The organism is Klebsiella terrigena, assembly GCF_006539725.1.
In the GTDB taxonomy this organism is placed as follows: Bacteria; Pseudomonadota; Gammaproteobacteria; order Enterobacterales; family Enterobacteriaceae; genus Klebsiella; species Klebsiella terrigena.
This window is the reverse complement of sequence record NZ_BJNO01000019.1, coordinates 57,615-74,432: the sequence shown is the minus strand read 5'-3', so window position 1 is coordinate 74,432 and position 16,818 is coordinate 57,615. Positions and strand designations below refer to the sequence as shown.

16 protein-coding genes are annotated in these 16,818 nt (G+C 52.6%); 9 read left to right on the top strand and 7 right to left on the bottom strand.

All coding sequences use genetic code 11. From position 1 onward, the window contains the following. Nucleotides 1–149: 149 nt before the first annotated feature. Complete coding sequence (locus RTE01_RS19365) at nucleotides 150–1,418, top strand: tyrosine-type recombinase/integrase (protein WP_129991912.1); 1,269 nt, start codon at nucleotides 150–152, stop codon at nucleotides 1,416–1,418. A gap of 80 nt (nucleotides 1,419–1,498) precedes the next feature. Further along, the gene (locus RTE01_RS19360) at nucleotides 1,499–2,614 is read left to right on the top strand and encodes an MFS transporter (protein WP_134526790.1); all 1,116 of its coding nucleotides are present in this window, start codon (nucleotides 1,499–1,501) and stop codon (nucleotides 2,612–2,614) included. Nucleotides 2,615–2,707: 93 nt separating this feature from the next. On the opposite strand, the gene RTE01_RS19355 is transcribed toward RTE01_RS19360, so the two are convergent. Next, entirely contained in the window at nucleotides 2,708–3,625 is a 918-nt protein-coding gene (locus RTE01_RS19355; protein WP_015697045.1) for a LysR family transcriptional regulator, read from the bottom strand. 130 nt (nucleotides 3,626–3,755) lie between these two features. On the opposite strand from RTE01_RS19355, the gene RTE01_RS19350 reads away from it, so the two are divergent. The 3 genes from RTE01_RS19350 to RTE01_RS19340 all read left to right on the top strand — a co-directional run bounded on the left by RTE01_RS19350 (nucleotide 3,756) and on the right by RTE01_RS19340 (nucleotide 6,580). Next, a complete protein-coding gene (locus tag RTE01_RS19350; protein WP_129991134.1) occupies nucleotides 3,756–5,153 on the top strand; it encodes an amidohydrolase family protein in 1,398 nt (465 codons plus the stop codon). A gap of 14 nt (nucleotides 5,154–5,167) precedes the next feature. Then, complete coding sequence (locus RTE01_RS19345; protein WP_015697043.1) at nucleotides 5,168–5,641, top strand: DMT family transporter; 474 nt, start codon at nucleotides 5,168–5,170, stop codon at nucleotides 5,639–5,641. Between the two features lie 87 nt (nucleotides 5,642–5,728). Next, complete coding sequence (locus RTE01_RS19340) at nucleotides 5,729–6,580, top strand: SMP-30/gluconolactonase/LRE family protein (protein ID WP_015697042.1); 852 nt, start codon at nucleotides 5,729–5,731, stop codon at nucleotides 6,578–6,580. Between the two features lie 224 nt (nucleotides 6,581–6,804). On the opposite strand, the gene RTE01_RS19335 is transcribed toward RTE01_RS19340, so the two are convergent. Next, the gene (locus tag RTE01_RS19335; RefSeq protein WP_013578385.1) at nucleotides 6,805–7,872 is read right to left on the bottom strand and encodes an aldo/keto reductase; all 1,068 of its coding nucleotides are present in this window, start codon (nucleotides 7,870–7,872) and stop codon (nucleotides 6,805–6,807) included. Nucleotides 7,873–7,970: 98 nt separating this feature from the next. On the opposite strand from RTE01_RS19335, the gene RTE01_RS19330 reads away from it, so the two are divergent. Beyond that, nucleotides 7,971–8,888: an AraC family transcriptional regulator gene (locus RTE01_RS19330; RefSeq protein WP_013199736.1), complete on the top strand. Its 918-nt coding sequence runs from the start codon at nucleotides 7,971–7,973 to the stop codon at nucleotides 8,886–8,888. Between the two features lie 184 nt (nucleotides 8,889–9,072). Here the strand turns inward: RTE01_RS19330 and RTE01_RS19325 are convergent, their stop codons facing one another. Further along, nucleotides 9,073–9,981 carry a LysR family transcriptional regulator gene (locus RTE01_RS19325; RefSeq protein WP_015697052.1) on the bottom strand — a complete coding sequence of 303 codons (909 nt, stop codon included), beginning with the start codon at nucleotides 9,979–9,981 and terminating at the stop codon, nucleotides 9,073–9,075. Between the two features lie 121 nt (nucleotides 9,982–10,102). Between RTE01_RS19325 and RTE01_RS19320 the strand changes: the two genes are divergently transcribed. Further along, a complete protein-coding gene (locus RTE01_RS19320) occupies nucleotides 10,103–11,032 on the top strand; it encodes an alpha/beta hydrolase (RefSeq protein ID WP_015697051.1) in 930 nt (309 codons plus the stop codon). Between the two features lie 367 nt (nucleotides 11,033–11,399). Here the strand turns inward: RTE01_RS19320 and RTE01_RS19310 are convergent, their stop codons facing one another. After that, nucleotides 11,400–12,329, bottom strand: coding sequence for a LysR family transcriptional regulator (locus tag RTE01_RS19310; protein ID WP_015697049.1), 930 nt, complete (start codon nucleotides 12,327–12,329; stop codon nucleotides 11,400–11,402). A 119-nt stretch (nucleotides 12,330–12,448) separates the two neighbouring features. Between RTE01_RS19310 and RTE01_RS19305 the strand changes: the two genes are divergently transcribed. Then, a complete protein-coding gene (locus RTE01_RS19305) occupies nucleotides 12,449–13,546 on the top strand; it encodes an alkene reductase (protein ID WP_015697048.1) in 1,098 nt (365 codons plus the stop codon). Nucleotides 13,547–13,779: 233 nt separating this feature from the next. Here RTE01_RS19305 and arsC read toward each other — a convergent pair whose 3' ends face one another. The 3 genes from arsC to RTE01_RS19290 are packed head-to-tail and all read right to left on the bottom strand — an operon-like array spanning nucleotide 13,780 to nucleotide 15,873. Then, on the bottom strand, nucleotides 13,780–14,205 hold the full coding sequence (gene arsC / locus RTE01_RS19300; protein ID WP_076946774.1) for a glutaredoxin-dependent arsenate reductase: 426 nt from the start codon (nucleotides 14,203–14,205) through the stop codon (nucleotides 13,780–13,782). Between the two features lie 12 nt (nucleotides 14,206–14,217). Beyond that, on the bottom strand, nucleotides 14,218–15,507 hold the full coding sequence (locus RTE01_RS19295; RefSeq protein WP_134526793.1) for an arsenic transporter: 1,290 nt from the start codon (nucleotides 15,505–15,507) through the stop codon (nucleotides 14,218–14,220). 45 nt (nucleotides 15,508–15,552) lie between these two features. Next, complete coding sequence (locus tag RTE01_RS19290) at nucleotides 15,553–15,873, bottom strand: transcriptional regulator (RefSeq protein WP_064407404.1); 321 nt, start codon at nucleotides 15,871–15,873, stop codon at nucleotides 15,553–15,555. An 86-nt stretch (nucleotides 15,874–15,959) separates the two neighbouring features. Between RTE01_RS19290 and arsH the strand changes: the two genes are divergently transcribed. Next, a complete protein-coding gene (gene arsH, locus RTE01_RS19285; protein ID WP_123552177.1) occupies nucleotides 15,960–16,658 on the top strand; it encodes an arsenical resistance protein ArsH in 699 nt (232 codons plus the stop codon). The last annotated feature ends 160 nt before the right edge of the window (nucleotides 16,659–16,818 follow it).

The window sequence follows — 16,818 nt, the reverse complement described above, 5'->3', positions numbered from 1 at the left end:
CATGCATCTTCACGAATCTTTATACGATTTAGATTCAACGAGTTAGTGTGAAAAGTCTTCCCGATGCATTTTTAGTTTTCCCTCCGCATCGGGAGAATTTGGTGGTCAGATTTGGGGTCATGTTGGTTCGATGACGGAGTGACCCCCAAATGTCTCTTAACGACACAAAAATCCGCAGCTTAAAGCCATCCGCTAAACCTTTCAAAGTTTCCGATTCTCATGGCCTGTACCTTTTAGTCAATCCAGCCGGTTCACGTCTCTGGTATCTCAAATATCGTATCAATGGTAAAGAATCCCGCCTCGGCCTAGGTGCCTATCCCGACGTATCTTTGGCTGATGCCCGTCAACAACGTGACGGTATCCGTAAACTCCTCGCGCAAAATATCAATCCAGCACAACAGCGCTCCGCTGAAAGAGCCACTTCCACACCAGAAAAAACTTTCAAGTATGTGGCACTGGACTGGCATAAAAGCAACCGAACTTGGTCAGAGAACCACGCAACCCGCCTGCTTGCCAGCATGAACAACCATATCTTCCCGATAATTGGACACCTGCCGGTCACAGAACTGAAAACCCGCCATTTTATCGACCTGCTGAAAGGGATTGAGAAAAAAGGTCTGCTGGAAGTCGCAGCACGTACCCGGCAGCATATGTGCAACATCATGCGTCATGCCGTACATCAGGAGTTGATAGAGCACAATCCGGCAGCAAATCTGGACGGTATCATCGCCCCTCCCGTTAAACGCCACTACCCTGCCCTTCCGCTGGAGCGACTGCCGGAGCTTTTGATTCGTATTGAGGACTACCAGCAAGGACGAGAGTTAACCCGCCTGGCAGTATCACTTACTCTGCACCTGTTCATCCGTTCCAGCGAACTGCGTTTCGCCCGTTGGTCTGAGATCGATTTCAAAAATAGAATCTGGACCATTCCTGCCACTCGCGAGGCCATTCCCGGTGTCCGCTACTCCGGGCGTGGTGCAAAAATGCGCACTCCACATATCGTTCCACTCTCCCGTCAGTCCATTGCTATTCTGAAACAGATACGGGAAATATCCGGGCATCAGGTACTGGTATTCCCCGGCGATCATAATCCGTATAAACCGATGTGCGAAAACACGGTCAATAAGGCGCTACGCCTGATGGGTTATGACACAAAAGATGAAATCTGCGGCCACGGGTTTCGGGCAATGGCCTGTAGTGCCCTGATGGAGTCTGGCCTGTGGGCACAGGATGCGGTTGAACGGCAGATGAGTCACCAGGAACGCAATAGCGTTCGAGCAGCCTACATCCATAAAGCAGAATATCTCGATGCCCGTAAAGCGATGATGCAGTGGTGGTCGGATTATCTGGATATGTGCCGGAAAGCGTATGCCCCACCTTATATTTGTGGGAAGGAAATCAGTTGCACAATGGGATAACCACTCTGACAAAATAAACCACAAAAATAACCGTATCAGTCTGTACTGGTACGGCATTTTTCTAGTTTCAGTTCGGATAAATTGTTAAGCCGTTTATCGCACCCGTTTTAGAGTCTATTCGCCATGATTTTGGGCTAAGTATTACTGCCGTTGGGTTGCTTAACTCGCTGCCTTTACTGGCATTTGCCGCCTTTTCACCGCTGAGCGCATCCATCTCACACAAGTACGGTCTTGAACGCACCCTTTTTGGTGCCCTGGCCGTGATTTCAGCTGGCATCCTGCTTCGCTCCACAGGCAGTGTCTGGGCGCTTTATGGCGGAACCATATTGATAGGTATCGGGATTGCCCTCGGCAATGTCCTGTTGCCTGGCCTTATCAAACGCGACTTTTCTGGCAACGTGGCTTCCGTGACGGGGGCATATTCCATCACCATGGGCGCGGCTGGTGCTATTGGTTCAGCCGTTGTCATTCCTCTGACGCAGAACTGGGGCTGGAACATCGCGTTAGCCATGTTGGTTATTGCACCGCTGCTTGCGTTGCTTTTATGGTTGCCCCAGTTAAAGATGAAGCATCAGTTGCCAGCAGCGGGTGAGAAAACAACGGCGACCGTCGCGGTCTGGCGCTCGCCTCTGGCATGGCAGGTCACCTTGTTTATGGGCCTGAATGCGATGCCGTTTTATGTTGCTGTCGGCTGGCTGCCCGCCATTCTAACGGACAGTGGACTCTCCTCAGCCCAGGCCGGTGAAGTACACGGCATTCTTCAGCTGACCACCGCCATTCCCGGCCTGATTCTGGCCGCCACGCTGCGTCGCCTCAACGATCAGAAAGCAGCCGCTGCCGGCGTCAGCCTGTTAACCGCTGCGTCCTTTATCGGCATCATGTACCTGCCGAATCTGGCGATGCTGTGGGCTGCTCTTCTCGGCTTCAGCTCGGGTGCCAGTATGATGCTGGGCCTGACCTTCATCGGACTTCGTACCAAAAATGCCGGTGACGCCGCCGCGCTGTCAGGCATGGCGCAGAGCGTCGGTTATCTGATGGCGGCGATGGGTCCGCTGCTGCTGGGCAAAGTACAGGAGTTGTCCGGAGGCTGGACATTGCCATTACTGATGACCGCAGCAATCGCGGTCGCAGGTGCCTGCACCGGAATGGCTGCCGGACGAAATGCGCATCTGGAACCTGTACAGCAGACGGGCTGAATTGGCTGGCACCACAGGGGAACGATCGGTTCCTCTGCTGTGGATGCTGTCCATTATCGTTCTGAAGCGTACTCTTGCTCTCAAGACCATCTCTTACCGGGAAGGCCGTTTCTCACCTGCGACATCGTTGAAAAGTTCGCCGACCCAGTCAGCAAAAGCACGCACGGCGGGAGAGAGAAAACGCTGATGCGGATAGAGCATCGTCACCGGCACGGAAGGTGGCTGCCAGTCCGCCAGAACCTCGACCAGTTTGCCTTGCCGCAGATTCTCCGAAATCACATTCTCAGCAAGCTGCGCCAGCCCAAAACCCTCAAGGCACAGTCTGATATAGAGTCCCGTTTCGTTAACGGCTGCATCCCCCTCAACCGGCACAGAGAAGGCCTCAGTGCCTCGTGTGAAACGCAGTTCATTAGTGCGTCTTCCCGAACCGGAAAAGTAATGAATCGCCCGATGCAGCGACAACGCTTCCGGCGTCTCAGGCACACCGTATTGCCTGAGATAGTCAGGCGAGGCGCAGGTCACCCAGCGAAACCGGCCAAGTGGCCGCGCAACCAGCGTGGAGTCGGTTAATTCTCCGGTTCGGATCACGCAATCTATCCCTTCCTGAACAAGATCGACCTGCCGGTCGCTGACGCCAATCATCAGGTAAATATCCGGATAGAGCCGGTAAAATTCTTTCAGATTGGGCATGACGACGAAGTGGGCGATACCCCCTGGCATATCAACCCGCAGCCGTCCCTGGGGTCGCCTGACGGAATCACTCAGGCTGGATTCACTAAGTTCAATTAGCGACAGGATCTCCCGGCACTGCACCAGATACTGCAGTCCTTCAGGTGTGAGGCTGACCCGTCTTGTTGTCCGGTTAAGCAGACGTACCTGCAGGTATTTCTCCAGATTTTTAATCGTGCTGGTGACGGTGGAAGCTGGCAGTGACAGTGTCTCTGCCGCGCGCACAAAGCTTCCGGCTTCAGCAACCCTTATAAAAACCTGCATAGCCTGAATCCGATCCATCGTCCTGCTCCTGGGTAAAAGTGAGTCTGATTATTCGCGAATTATGAATTATGAAAACGCTTTAAGCATCTTATTCAGGCTAATAACGTGGTGTATCGTTTCCCCATTAATCAGGAAAGAGGCAGGTTTAATGACCAAATACATCCGAAATATTGTTAACAATCAGAATGTCACTTCACAGGCTACGTTGATTCGTGGCGCGACGATACTGAGCATGGACGGGAACGTCGGTAACATTGAGCGCGGCGATATTCTCATCAACGGCTCAACGATTACCGCCGTCGGCCAGAACCTTGATGTGCCGGGTGCGCATGTCATTGATGCCACCAACATGATCGCCATGCCGGGAATGGTCGATTCTCATCGTCACGCATGGGAAGGACAGTTGCGCCGCATTAACCCAAACGCCACCTGCCTGGACGACTACAGCAACGCCACGCACTTCTCCTTCGCTAAATATTACCGTCCTGCCGATATCTATGTTGGCAACCTGCTGACGGCGCTGGGCGCTATTGACGCGGGCATCACCACAATGATCGATAACTCGCACAACAGCCGAACCGCAGCGCATTCCGATGCCGCCGTCGAGGCCCTGCTTGATACCGGCATTCGTGCCATTCATGCTTCCGGCGCACCGGTAGCTGGCGAATGGGATAAAGCGCACTGGCCGGGAAACTGGCAGCGTCTGCAGGATAAGTATTTCACCGACAACCCTGAAAGCCTGGTCTCTCTCGCCGTCATGGCCCAGCTGGAGCCGGAGTTGTGGGCCGAAGCCCGCCGGCTGGGACTGTCGATTGTCACTGAGTTCTTTGGCGCTGAGATGGGGTCTGAACTTGAGTCGCTGCATCAGCAGGGGCTTCTGGGTCCGGACAATATTTTCAATCACTGCACGGCGCTGCCCGACAGGGGATGGGAAATTCTGCGGGAGGCCGGTGTCCGGGTGAACGTCTGCCCGCGCTCAGATTCGCACTATGGCATCGAAAGCGGGATGTTCGCCATTGAGGCCGCGCAGCGTCATGGCATCAACCCTGGCCTGAGCGTAGACAATGAAACGTCGTACAGCACCGATATGTTTATGGAGATGCGCGTCGCCTTTTACCTGCAGCGCGTGATGGGCATGCATCAGCAGCAGTGCTGCGATTCTGAACATGCGCTGAAAACGCTTCCGGCGGCGCAACTCCTTAAAGCCGCGACTCTTGATGGCGCTGCCTGTGCAGGGCTGCAGGACAAAGTTGGCAGCCTGACGCCAGGCAAACAAGCCGACCTGGTGCTGATTAGCGTCAGTGATCTCAATCTTTACCCGTCCGGCAATGCCTTTGGCACGGTGGTTCATGCCGCCGAGCGCAGCAACATCGACACCGTCATGATCGGCGGACGCATCGTTAAACAGAACGGTAAGGTGCTGGGCGTAGACAGCGCGCGACTACGTGCGGCGATTGATGAGTCGCGTGAGCACCTTTTTGCAGCCTCTGGCTACCAGCCTGACATTTTTGCTGACACCTTCCTGCCGCTGGTGCAGGCCGACTGACCAGGATGAAAAGCATGGGCATGACCTATTACGTAATCGCTTTTGCCGCAGGTCTGGGGATCACCCTGCAGACGACCCTGAACAGCCAGCTGGCAAAGGGACTGGGCGGCGACCCGGTCACTGCGGCGCTGTTTTCATTTACGGCGGGCGCGTTCAGTCTAGGGATTTACGCGCTGCTGCGGGGTGGGTTGATGACATCGCTAGCGGCGATCCCGTCGCAACCCCTCTGGAGTCTGGCGGGCGGAATGATAGGTGCATGTGCACTGTTCAGCTATGTCGTGCTTGCGCCGAAAATTGGGTTTTCAGCTCTGCTCGGGCTGGCGATTGTCGGACAGTTACTTTCCTCGCAGATGATTGATCATTTTGGCTTGTTGGGCGCTGTGCGGCGTCCGGTTTCGTTACTCAGGCTGGGGGGAATGCTGGTTATGCTGATCGGACTTGCCGTCATGCTTTTCAGCGATCGACTTTCTGCGCGTTATCTGCAGTAACTGCGTTTACCCACGTTTACCACAGCGCAGACGCGGGTGAGTCACGCTCAATGTGCAGTACGACCTTTATTTATCCGGAGGATTAACATGTTTTCAATTGCAGCTGATGTCAGGAATACGCTGGGAGAGTGCCCCCTGTGGTGTGAAAGAACATGCAGACTCTATTGGACTGACATTGAATGCAGTGAACTACTCGCCTTAGAAGAAGGCGATGACGCTGTGATGCGCTGGTCGCTGCCAGAACGCCTTGGATCCTTTGCCCTGACCGAAAAGAGTCACATTCTGCTGATGGGACTCGCGTCCAGGCTGGCTTTCTATGATCTCAACACCGGTATTCTTACAACGGTGGCAGCCTCACCGGGAGAAACAGGCACCCGCACAGGTGACGGACGGTGCGACCGTGCCGGTAATTTTGTCTTTGGGACTATGGATGAAGGTTATCCCGTAAAAGTCATCGGTAAGTTTCACCGACTAAATGCTGCAACGCTGACTGTTGAAACGCTTGCGCTGCCCGAGGTCGCCATCCCGAACAGCATCTGTTTCAGCCCCGATGGCTGCACGATCTATTACAGCGACTCGATGCAGGGCAAAATATTCTGCTGCGATTATCCATCTCTGGAGAACCCGCGCGTGTTCACCGAAACAGCAGGCAATGGTGCACCTGACGGCTCCTGCGTGGATGCGATGGGCTATTTATGGAATGCTGAATGGGGAGGGAATCGTATTGTTCGTTACAGTCCGGATGGGACCACAGACACTATCCTGCCATCCCCTGGTATCCAGAGCACCTGTCCGATACTGGCCGGTGAGGGCTTCACCAACCTCTACTGCACCACTGCTTCTGTGGGGCTTTCTGCGCCATCAATTTATGACGGTGCTTTACTGAAGGCCGAATCTGCAGTCTTTGCCGGTTTACCAGAAAGCCGGTTTGCAGCATAAACAATGTGAGAGCTCTAATTGCCGCATGCGGGCAGGACTTTATCTGCTTCAGTCTGCCAGTAATGTCCGCTTCTGGCACCAAACTGCTGTAGGTGAAGCCCATCAGGCTGCTTCGAGCGAGCAGCGGATCTTTGACACTGAGATATTCAGCTTCTACTGGCATTTATTTTGTACCAGCCCTTTTCGGCCTAAATACGAACCGGACATCCCATATATATTTTATTTCAGACGGGTGACTCGCCCAGCACCCAACTGGGTCCGGTATCGGTAAAGCCCGCAGGGAAACGACTCGCGGCATTATATGACTGTATCCAGCCCGGATAACGAATCCCTGGATGACTGACCTCATCGAGCATTCCTTTTTCTTCTTCACTGAGCTCAACAGACAGTGCGCAGAGGTTGCCCCTGAGTTGCTCCACATTACGCACGCCCGCTATAACGCTGGTCACCTGCGGTGACGAAAGCAGCCAGGCGAGCGCAATGCAGGCTGGTGTGGTGTTGTGTTTTTCAGAAACTGCTCTGAGCACATCCACGATATCCCATGCCTGGTTCTTGTCGACGGGTGGAAATTCGATCTTCGCGCGCCTGCCCGAAGCGTCATGATTGCCGCTGCGATCAAACTTGCCTGAAAGCAGCCCGCCTGCCAGTGGACTCCAGCACAGAAGTCCGCTGTGGCTGTCCTTGATTGCCGGCAGGAGTTCATGCTCAATGTCGCGGCAGGCCAGCGAATAAAAAGACTGTACGCTGACAAATTTCTCAAGCTTATGTTCAGCCGAGACACCCAGGGCTTTGGCAAGCTGCCAGCCCGCATAATTCGAACAGCCGATATACCTGACCTTACCCTGTCGCACCATATCATCCAGTGTCCGTAAAACCTCTTCAGGCGGCGTTGCAGCATCAAAGTTGTGAACCTGATATAAGTCAATGTGATCGGTTTTAAGCCGCCGCAGGCTGGCTTCAAGCGCCTGCATCAAGTGATAGCGCGACTGGCCTGCATCATTTGGGCCCGCATTCATTCTGCTGTGCGCTTTTGTTGCAAGGAAAACCTGACCGCGGCGCTGCGCCAGCACTTCGCCCAGCACGCTTTCAGAGCCCCCCGAACCATAGACATCGGCGGTATCAATAAAATTGATGCCGGCGTCCAGCGCCTCACCAACGATAATATCCGCCTCTTTGCCCGTCAGACGGCCGATGGCATTACCGGCGGCATTATCCGCCCCGCCAAATGTCATCGTCCCGAGACAAATGCGTGAAACATAAACCCCTGTTTTACCCAGTTCTGCGTATTTCATTTGGTTTTCTCCGTTAAGCTCCAAATGATAATGACGCAGATAAAAGCTTTCTTTTATTATAGAAATCCCTTTTTTATTATTCATTCGTCCAGGATGTTATGGATCCGCTGTCTGATATTCTTTCACTCCTGAAGGTAGAGGCCATTCTTACGGCCCGTATGGAAGCACGTGGCCCCTGGGCAATGCGGTTTCCCTCTTATAAACACATTAAGTTCGGCACTGTGCTTGAGGGGAACTTCTGGCTCTGGATGGTCGGAATGCAGCCTCTGCTGCTTGAAAAAGGGGACTTCTATCTTCTGACCTCGGGTGACGCTTACTGCTGTGGCTCAAGTCCGGCATTGATGGTGAGTGACGGACGGCAGATATTCTCTTCTCACCGTGAAGCGGATGGCGTGGTCCGCTACGGCCAGGGAGAACTTATCAGTGAGGGGATTGGGGGAAGATTCGTATTTGAGGAGGCTTCCAGCCCGCTGCTTTTAAAACATCTGCCTCCGGTTCTGGTTTCACGACGAGAGGAAAGTTCTTCTCCTGCACTCACCGCCCTTATCACTTTGCTTTCGCATGAAACATCAGCGCTTCGTCCCGGACACGACATTGTGGCCAGTAGCATGGCAATACTTGTTCTGGTGCAGATGCTGAGGGAATACTTAGAGGGTAATCAGAAAGGGACATCCTGGCTGAAAGCGCTCGGTGACAGGAAAATAGGAACCGCACTGTCACTGATACATTCTTCTCCATCTGCAGACTGGACGCTGGCAAGTCTGTCTGCTAAATCAGCCATGTCCCGCAGTGCGTTCGCTAGTCGGTTTCACCAGCTTACCGGTTCAACGCCCGGGAATTATCTGACGTCATGGCGAATGGAGCTGGCATGCGCTGAACTCAGGAAACATCACTTAAGTATTAGTGAGATAGCAAGATTAACCGGATATAAATCTGTTCCCTCTTTTTCGCTGGCATTCAAACGTCATACCGGAAGAACGCCAGGAGGCTACCGCAATCTGCATAAGAACACTTAAGAGGCCACTCTGATAATTGTCTTTTTAATGCGTTTGCAAAATTATCAAAAAGTTATCGCAGCGTGCAAAGATACAACGTCCGCTTCTGGCACAGAGCGGACCTCTGGTTATGAAAGGTCCGCTGTGAGCGAGGAGCGGACATTGTGCCTGAAAATGTAGCCGGACAACTGCGTTTGGATATACTTTATTCCCAAGGTAAACCTTGCTCCCAGCTTTCCACAAGCAGGTCAATAAAGGCCCGAATTCGCGGGGATAAATGTCGTTTACTGGGATAAATGAGCCGAATAGGTTCCGGAGGGAAAGGATACTCCTCAAGCACCGGTATCAGCTTACCACTACGTAAATCCTCCCCTAGCAAATAGGTCGGTAAGTGAACGATACCAAATCCGGAAATTGCCGATGCCCGCATGGCTTCCGAACTGTCGAGGTTTAGCCGCCCGGGTCCTTCATACACAAAAGTACCTTCCGGAGTCGCAAACCGCCAGCTGCGTCTCTTTTCTGCACTCAGAAGAAAAATAGTGTCATGCCCGGTTAAGTCTGCGGGCGTTTCTGGAACGCCCCGTGAGGACAAATATTCTGGAGATGCACAAGTGACAATGTGCTGCGAAGCAATCGTTCGGGTAAGAATGCGCGAGTCATCGCGGGGTTCACCGATGCGAATGGCAATATCAAAGCCTTCTTCAATAAGATCAACAAACCTGTCGCTAAAGGACACCTCCGCACGAAGTTCCGGCCACTTTTTCAGATAAACATCCAGAATGGGAAGGATATGGCGCTGCCCAAAAGAAAGCGGAGCACTCAGCCGGAGAGTCCCCGTTGGTTTCCCCCTGCGCATGGCCATGGCGGCATCGACCTCTTCCAGGTCATCCAGTATCTGTCGGCAACGGTCGAACATGACCCTCCCTTCATCAGTCAGACTCAGACTCCGGGTGGTACGGTTAAGGAGACGAACACCCATACGCGTTTCGAGCCTGACAATACTCTTGCCAATGGCAGAACGAGTGAGCCCGAGGGAACCCGCTGCGTGGGTGTAACTCCCGGCTTTTACAGCCGCGACGAATGCGGCGATATCACCAATGCTGTTGATCTCCATGCTTTATTTATCTCCTTTAATACGGGCTTTAACGTACCCTGATACGGGAAGCACATTCCCTAAATGTTTATATACTATAGGTTCCTGTTATTTTTTAACGCAAATACAAACAGGAATAAAAATGCTGAATCAACAAACCAAACAAGCCGTAAAAGAATGGTCAGAAAGCCTGGCCGGCCTGGGTCCAATCCTTACGGGTGAGGATACCGTAACGCCTATGAGTGAGGTACGTGACGCCTATACCCGTATGCTGGCTAAAAATCCTGCACCTTCCGGTATCAGTTTTACTGAAGTCGACATGGGGGGCGTACCGGGCACGCTGGTGACGCCTGACAAACTTGAAACTGATGCCATCGTTATGTACATCCACGGCGGGGCTTATATTGTCGGCGAACCGGCGGGCTATCACGGTATTGGTGGTAACTACGCCAGCATGCTGGGCGCACGGGTTTACATGCCGGATTACCGTCTGGCACCGGAGTATCCTTTCCCCACGCCCGTTACCGATACCGTTCGTGCGTATGAGTGGTTGATTGAACAGGGCTTTGATGCCAGCAAAATCTTACTGGCGGGCGAGTCTGCGGGCGGAGCAATGGTGGTTACCATTATGGTAGCTGCACGTAATAAAGGCCTGCCACTTCCGGCCGGCGGTGTTTCCATTTCCCCATGGGCCAACCTTGAGCATACGGGCGTCTCCATGACCAACCGGGAAGGTCTTGATCCTCTGAACACCAAGGCCGGCCTGGATTTCCTGGCACGCACCTTCCTGGGCGATGCGTTACCTAATCACCCAATGGCATCACCGGTGTTTGCGGATGTGACGGGTCTGCCGCCGGTGCTGGTTCAGATTGGCGAGAATGAACTGATGCTGAGCGACGCGATGCGGCTCGCAACTCATCTGGGTGATAACCGGGTTCGCGTAAATTTGGAGGTTTGGCCGGGTATGTTCCACGCCTGGCATTTCTTCTCCACGCTGCAGCCAGAAGCAGTGCAGGCTCTGGAGAGCTCCGTCGCCTTTATGAAGCAGGTCCTGCGGGATGCTGCGAAGTAATCATCAATGATGAACTAAATAACGGGCGCGACTGACTGCGCCCGTCAGGAGTGAAAATCCCCCATTTACAGATACAACTCACTTATCCGCCGGATCTTGCCTCACATAGCGCATATAAGCGCGTATTCCGCCTGGGCCGCCTGACCTTCGGCTTTATTATTATGCCGCTTGAAGGTTAACCAGTCGGCCTTCCTGATAATAGGCCGGATTATCCAGGAGAAAACGTATGACTCAGGGGGGCGAAATCTACGGTGCTCATTACCGGGCAAGAATGGAAACAGACGCTCACAATCATTGGTCAATATGCTTGAGCGAATATAATTCTGGCAGGCTTGCGGTCGCTGGTGTATCAGGCACTGATATCTCATTATCTCGTAACAGATGAACGCTGCGCGCTCGTTAACAGTGCCGGCAACTCTTTTTTCAGTTCTTCAATCAAGGCTCTCACTTTAGGAAGCACCGTGTGAGTCCTGGGCCACATTGCAGAAATGGGGGTGGGCGGTGCCTGAAAGGTGGGTAGAATTGCACGAAGCTGCCCCTTTTTGATGGCATCACCGCATAACCAGTCCGGAAGTTGCGTCACCCCACATCCTGCGATAGCCGCTTCCAGCATGGCTTGACCATTATTAAAACGGTAGGCTGAGGAAACAACATGTCTTACAACGTGCCCCTCTTTGCCCCGGATTAGCCAGTAAGTTTGCCCGTCTGATGGTAACCCTGAAATGCATCTGTGTGATGAAAGCTCACGAAGATCAATGGGGATGCCTGCTCGTTCCAGATAGCCCGCTGAGGCACAAATGATAAGCCTTTGCTCGCCCAGGCGGGTGGCAACCAAATCACCTGAGTCAGGCAGGGGGCCAAGCCTCAGTGCAAGGTCAAAGCCGTCTGTCGCGGGGTCGCGAACCCGATCGCTGAAATCAACTTCGATATTCAGGGCCCGGTATTTTAACGCCATGATATTGAGTAAGGGCATAATGAAAAGGTGCCCAAAGGCCACGGGAACCGTCAGCCGCATCAGTCCAGACGGCTCGACTATCCCCGCCTCTATTCTGCTTTCGGCATCTGAAATCATATCCAGAGCAACAGTGCAGCGATTGAAATAGATCTCACCTTCCGGTGTCAGCGACAGGCTTCGCGTACTGCGGTTGAGTAAGCGAACCCCCAGCCGAATTTCCAGACGCTTGATGCTTTTGCTGAGTGCAGAACGCGTCACGCCTAAACCCTCAGCTGCAGCAACGAAACTGCCTTTTCTGACGACTTCAGTAAATTCCTGTACGCCATTGAGTTGTGCCGTCACAAATATTGGTTCCTTTATCTCAACACTGAGGGTCTTTTTGCCCAGGTAATCATGGCCTTCAAATAAGGATAAGATCGTTGCTAACAGATTTTTACCATGAAATGGCTTCAGGAGACAGAATGAGCGAGTTACTGAATATCTATACAATGAATGGAATAAAGCTTAATAATCGTGTCGTTATGGCACCAATGACCCGATCGCGGGCCTATGACCATGTTCCCACTGACAGTATGGTCACCTACTATCGCCAGCGCGCAACAGCAGGTTTAATTGTTTCCGAAGGTTCACCTGTTTCAATGGAAGGCCGTGGACAGGCTTACACGCCGGGAATTTACACTGACGAACAGATAGAGGGCTGGAAAAAGGTGACTGAGGCAGTACATGCGCAAGGTGGGAGAATATTCATCCAGCTTTGGCACGTAGGTCGTTCCTCTCACATTGCTCACCAGCCTGATGGGCAGGCACCGGTCAGCTCCGTCTCACGCGTTGCAGAAGGCTGCACCACTCACATTCCCGGTGATAACTGTCAGTCTGTACGCGTATTTCACAGCCAGCCCCGCGCATTAGCAACGGATGAAGTCCCGCGGGTGACACAGGATTTCGTTCGGGCGGCTAAAAATGCTATCGAGGCGGGTTTTGACGGTGTGGAGATCCACGCGGCTAACGGCTACATCTTCGAGCAATTTATCAATGGTGGACTTAACGACAGGACAGACCGCTATGGCGGTAATATTGCTAATCGCCTGCGGTTTACGCTGGAAACGGTGGATGCCGTCTCTGCAGCCATCGGGAGTCATCTGACAGGTATCCGTATTGCACCCTTTGGCCGCCTGCAGGATATGCATGGCTTTGATGATGAGCAGGATACCTGGTTATCTTTGGGTATCGAACTGCGTCGTCGACATCTCGCATATGTGCATTTGAGCGATCAGGAATCTCTGGGAGCTCAGGCCATTCCTGCTGGCTTTCTGACAAAGTTTCGCGAGGCCTACGAAGGTACCCTCATCGTCGCGGGCAGCTATACACAGGAGCGTGCAGAACTGGCACTCAGAGAAGGTTATGCCGACTTAATCGCATTTGGGCGTCCTTTCATAGCCAATCCTGATCTCGTTAAACGCATGAAAAATGGGTGGCCGATAGCTATTCCTGATAAGGATACGTTCTATACCGGGCGAGATGCAGGTTATATAGATTATCCCACGTATCACGTGGATTAAGCTTCCCTGAAACAGAAATGCATCTGAAATGCATCCTATCCGCATGCTCGCTAAGGGTCCCGACAACTATTTTTGAGTTCGTCTGATCTGCTCCCTTATGAGTAGCACACTCAATTGTTGGTGACGTCCGCTCCTGACCAGCAGACAAACACGTGACGCTGAAGGTCTGCTGAGAGCGAAAAGCGGACGCCCGCAAAGCATTAACAGGCGTCCGATATTTTGAAGTGGGCAGATTACTTAACCCGTTTCCCCATTTCGTCAATGACTTTCTCGCCATCCTCTTTGGTAAACACTCCTTTCTGACCTTCCGGTAGAATATCCAACACTATTTCTGAAGGGCGGCAAAGACGAGTGCCAAGCGGCGTAACGACTACCGGCCGATTAATCAGGATCGGGTGTTGAAGCATGAAATCAATCAACTGCTCATCACTAAATTTCTCTTCATCAAGACCCAACTGCTCATAGGGTTCGACGTTCTTACGCAGCAATGCACGTACTCCAATACCCATATCTGAAATCAGTTTGATAAGTTCATCACGAGTCGGGGGAGTATCGAGATAATAAATAATGGTTGGTTCGTTACCGCTGTTACGGATCATCTCCAGCGTGTTACGTGAGGTCCCACAGGCCGGATTGTGATAGATGGTAATGTTGCTCATATCTGTATCTCATTACAAAGTGACGGAGAGCCGTAACGCCAGCGCGGCCAGAGTGACAAACAGCACGGGCAGAGTCATGATTATGCCCGTGCGGAAGTAATACCCCCAGGTGATGGTCATGTTTTTCTGTGCCAACACATGAAGCCATAACAGGGTTGCCAGACTGCCTATCGGGGTGATTTTAGGACCTAAATCGCAGCCAATCACATTGGCATAAATCATCGCCTCTCTGGCTATGCCGGACGCAGTGCTCCCGTCTATAGACAATGCGCCAATGAGTACCGTCGGCATATTGTTCATCACAGACGCCAGGAACGCAGTCAGGAAGCCGGTACCGAACGTAGCAGCCCATAAACCTTTGTCTGCCAGCATATTGAGTACGGCTGAAAGAGACTCAGTCAGTCCAGCGTTACGCAGGCCGTAGACGACCAGATACATACCCAGCGAGAAAATCACTATCTGCCAGGGCGCACCGCGCAGCACTTTCCCGGTATTTATGGCATGACCACGCTTTGCTACCACGAAAAGCACCGCAGCCCCAACTGCTGCTATCGCACTTACAGGGATCCCCAGCGGCTCCAGAACAAAGAAACCGGTCAGCAAGAACAGTAAAACAACCCAGCCCGCCCTGAACGTCGCTGGATCTTTAATCGCGCTGGCAGGCGTTTTGAGCAGTGAAACGTCATATCTGGCCGGAATATCGCGGCGGAAGAAGAGATGGAGCATGACCAGCGTTGCAGCGATGGCCGCAAGGTTCACAGGGACCATCACGGAGGCGTACTGCGTAAAGCCCAGATCGAAGAAATCCGCCGAGACAATATTCACCAGGTTGGAAACTATCAGCGGCAGGCTGGCGGTATCGGCAATAAATCCCGCAGCCATAACAAAAGCCAGCGTCGTCGCCTGGCTGAACCCCAGTGCGAGCAGCATTGCAATCACAATTGGCGTCAGTATCAGCGCGGCACCGTCGTTAGCAAACAGAGCAGCAACAGCTGCGCCAAGCAGTACTATCCAGGTAAACAGCAGGCGGCCGTGCCCGTTACCCCATCTGGAAACATGCAGCGCGGCCCATTCAAAGAAACCGGACTCATCGAGCAGCAGGCTGATGATGATCACCGCAATGAATGCCGCTGTTGCGTTCCAGACGATGTTCCAGACTACAGGGATATCATGAATGTGGATAACTCCCGTTCCCAGCGCCAACACTGCTCCGATACTTGCACTCCAACCGATGCTTAGACCTCTGGGCTGCCAGATGACCAGGACCAGCGTCAGTATAAATATACTCCCTGCCAAAATCATTTCAGGTTCCTTTGCATATGGTTATGTATATGTGATGAAAAATTCTCAGCATGATGTACAGGCTGATTTTGACAGCCATTCACCCACATCTTCTCTCATACATTGCCAGGTCGTCGTGATCGTCTCAGCCGCCCACGCTGGCATGTGGGGAGACAGACGGTAGTGAATCCATTTGCCTTCCCGGCGGTCAAGCACTAACTCTGCTTCACGCAGAATAGCCATATGGCGAGATATTTTGGGCTGTGACTCAGTAGTGACCGCACATATATCGCATACGCATAGTTCGCCGGACTCCCGGAGAAGCATGACAATGGCGAGACGTGTTTCATCCGACAGGATTTTAAAAAGCTGAACAGGCTGTAGCATTGATTACTCCGTTCCCTTCAGAATATACATATGGTAAACCATATGCATTAGCTTTGAAATCACCGTAATATCCCGGAGGAGAAATAATGGAACACTTTCCTGCACTGAACGCTGATTGTTTCGATAAAAAGATTGCTGAGCACCTACAGCTCAATGAATCTCCACGCATTCTGATTCTGTATGGCTCGGTAAGAGAGCGTTCGTACAGTCGTTTTGCAGCAGAAGAGGCGGGTCGCCTGCTGACGGCGATGGGGGCGGAAGTCAGGCTGTTTAATCCTTCAGGTTTACCCCTGCCGGATGATGCTCCGGATACACACCCAAAAGTCATAGAGCTGCGCGGACTGGTCAGATGGTGTGATGGAATGGTGTGGAGCTCTCCTGAGCGGCATGGGGCAATGAGTGCGGTGATGAAGGCCCAGATCGACTGGATCCCGTTAAGCGAAGGCGCGGTCCGCCCTTCTCAAGGCAAAACTCTCGCTGTAATGCAGGTATGTGGCGGCTCGCAGTCTTTTAATGCGGTGAACCAGATGCGAATTCTTGGCCGCTGGATGAGGATGTTCACTATTCCTAACCAGTCTTCAGTCGCTAAAGCCTGGCAGGAATTCGATGAAAACGGGCGAATGAAACCTTCGTCCTGGTATGACCGCATTGTCGATGTCGCCGAGGAGTTATTTAAAATCACTCTCCTGTTCAAGGGGCAAAGCAGTTACCTTGCCGATCGCTACAGCGAACGAAAAGAGAGCCATCAGGAACTTTCGTCACGCGTCAATCAGGAGAAAATATAACGTTAGGTAGTTCAAAATGTCCGCTTATGGCACACAGCAGACAAATACGTGACGCTGAAGGTCTGCTGAGAGCGCAGGCTGTGTGAAAACTTTTTTGGCCGCTGAAACTGCCAAAAACAGAGCTGAAAACCGCGCTCATACGTAAAATTCGGCTCTACTA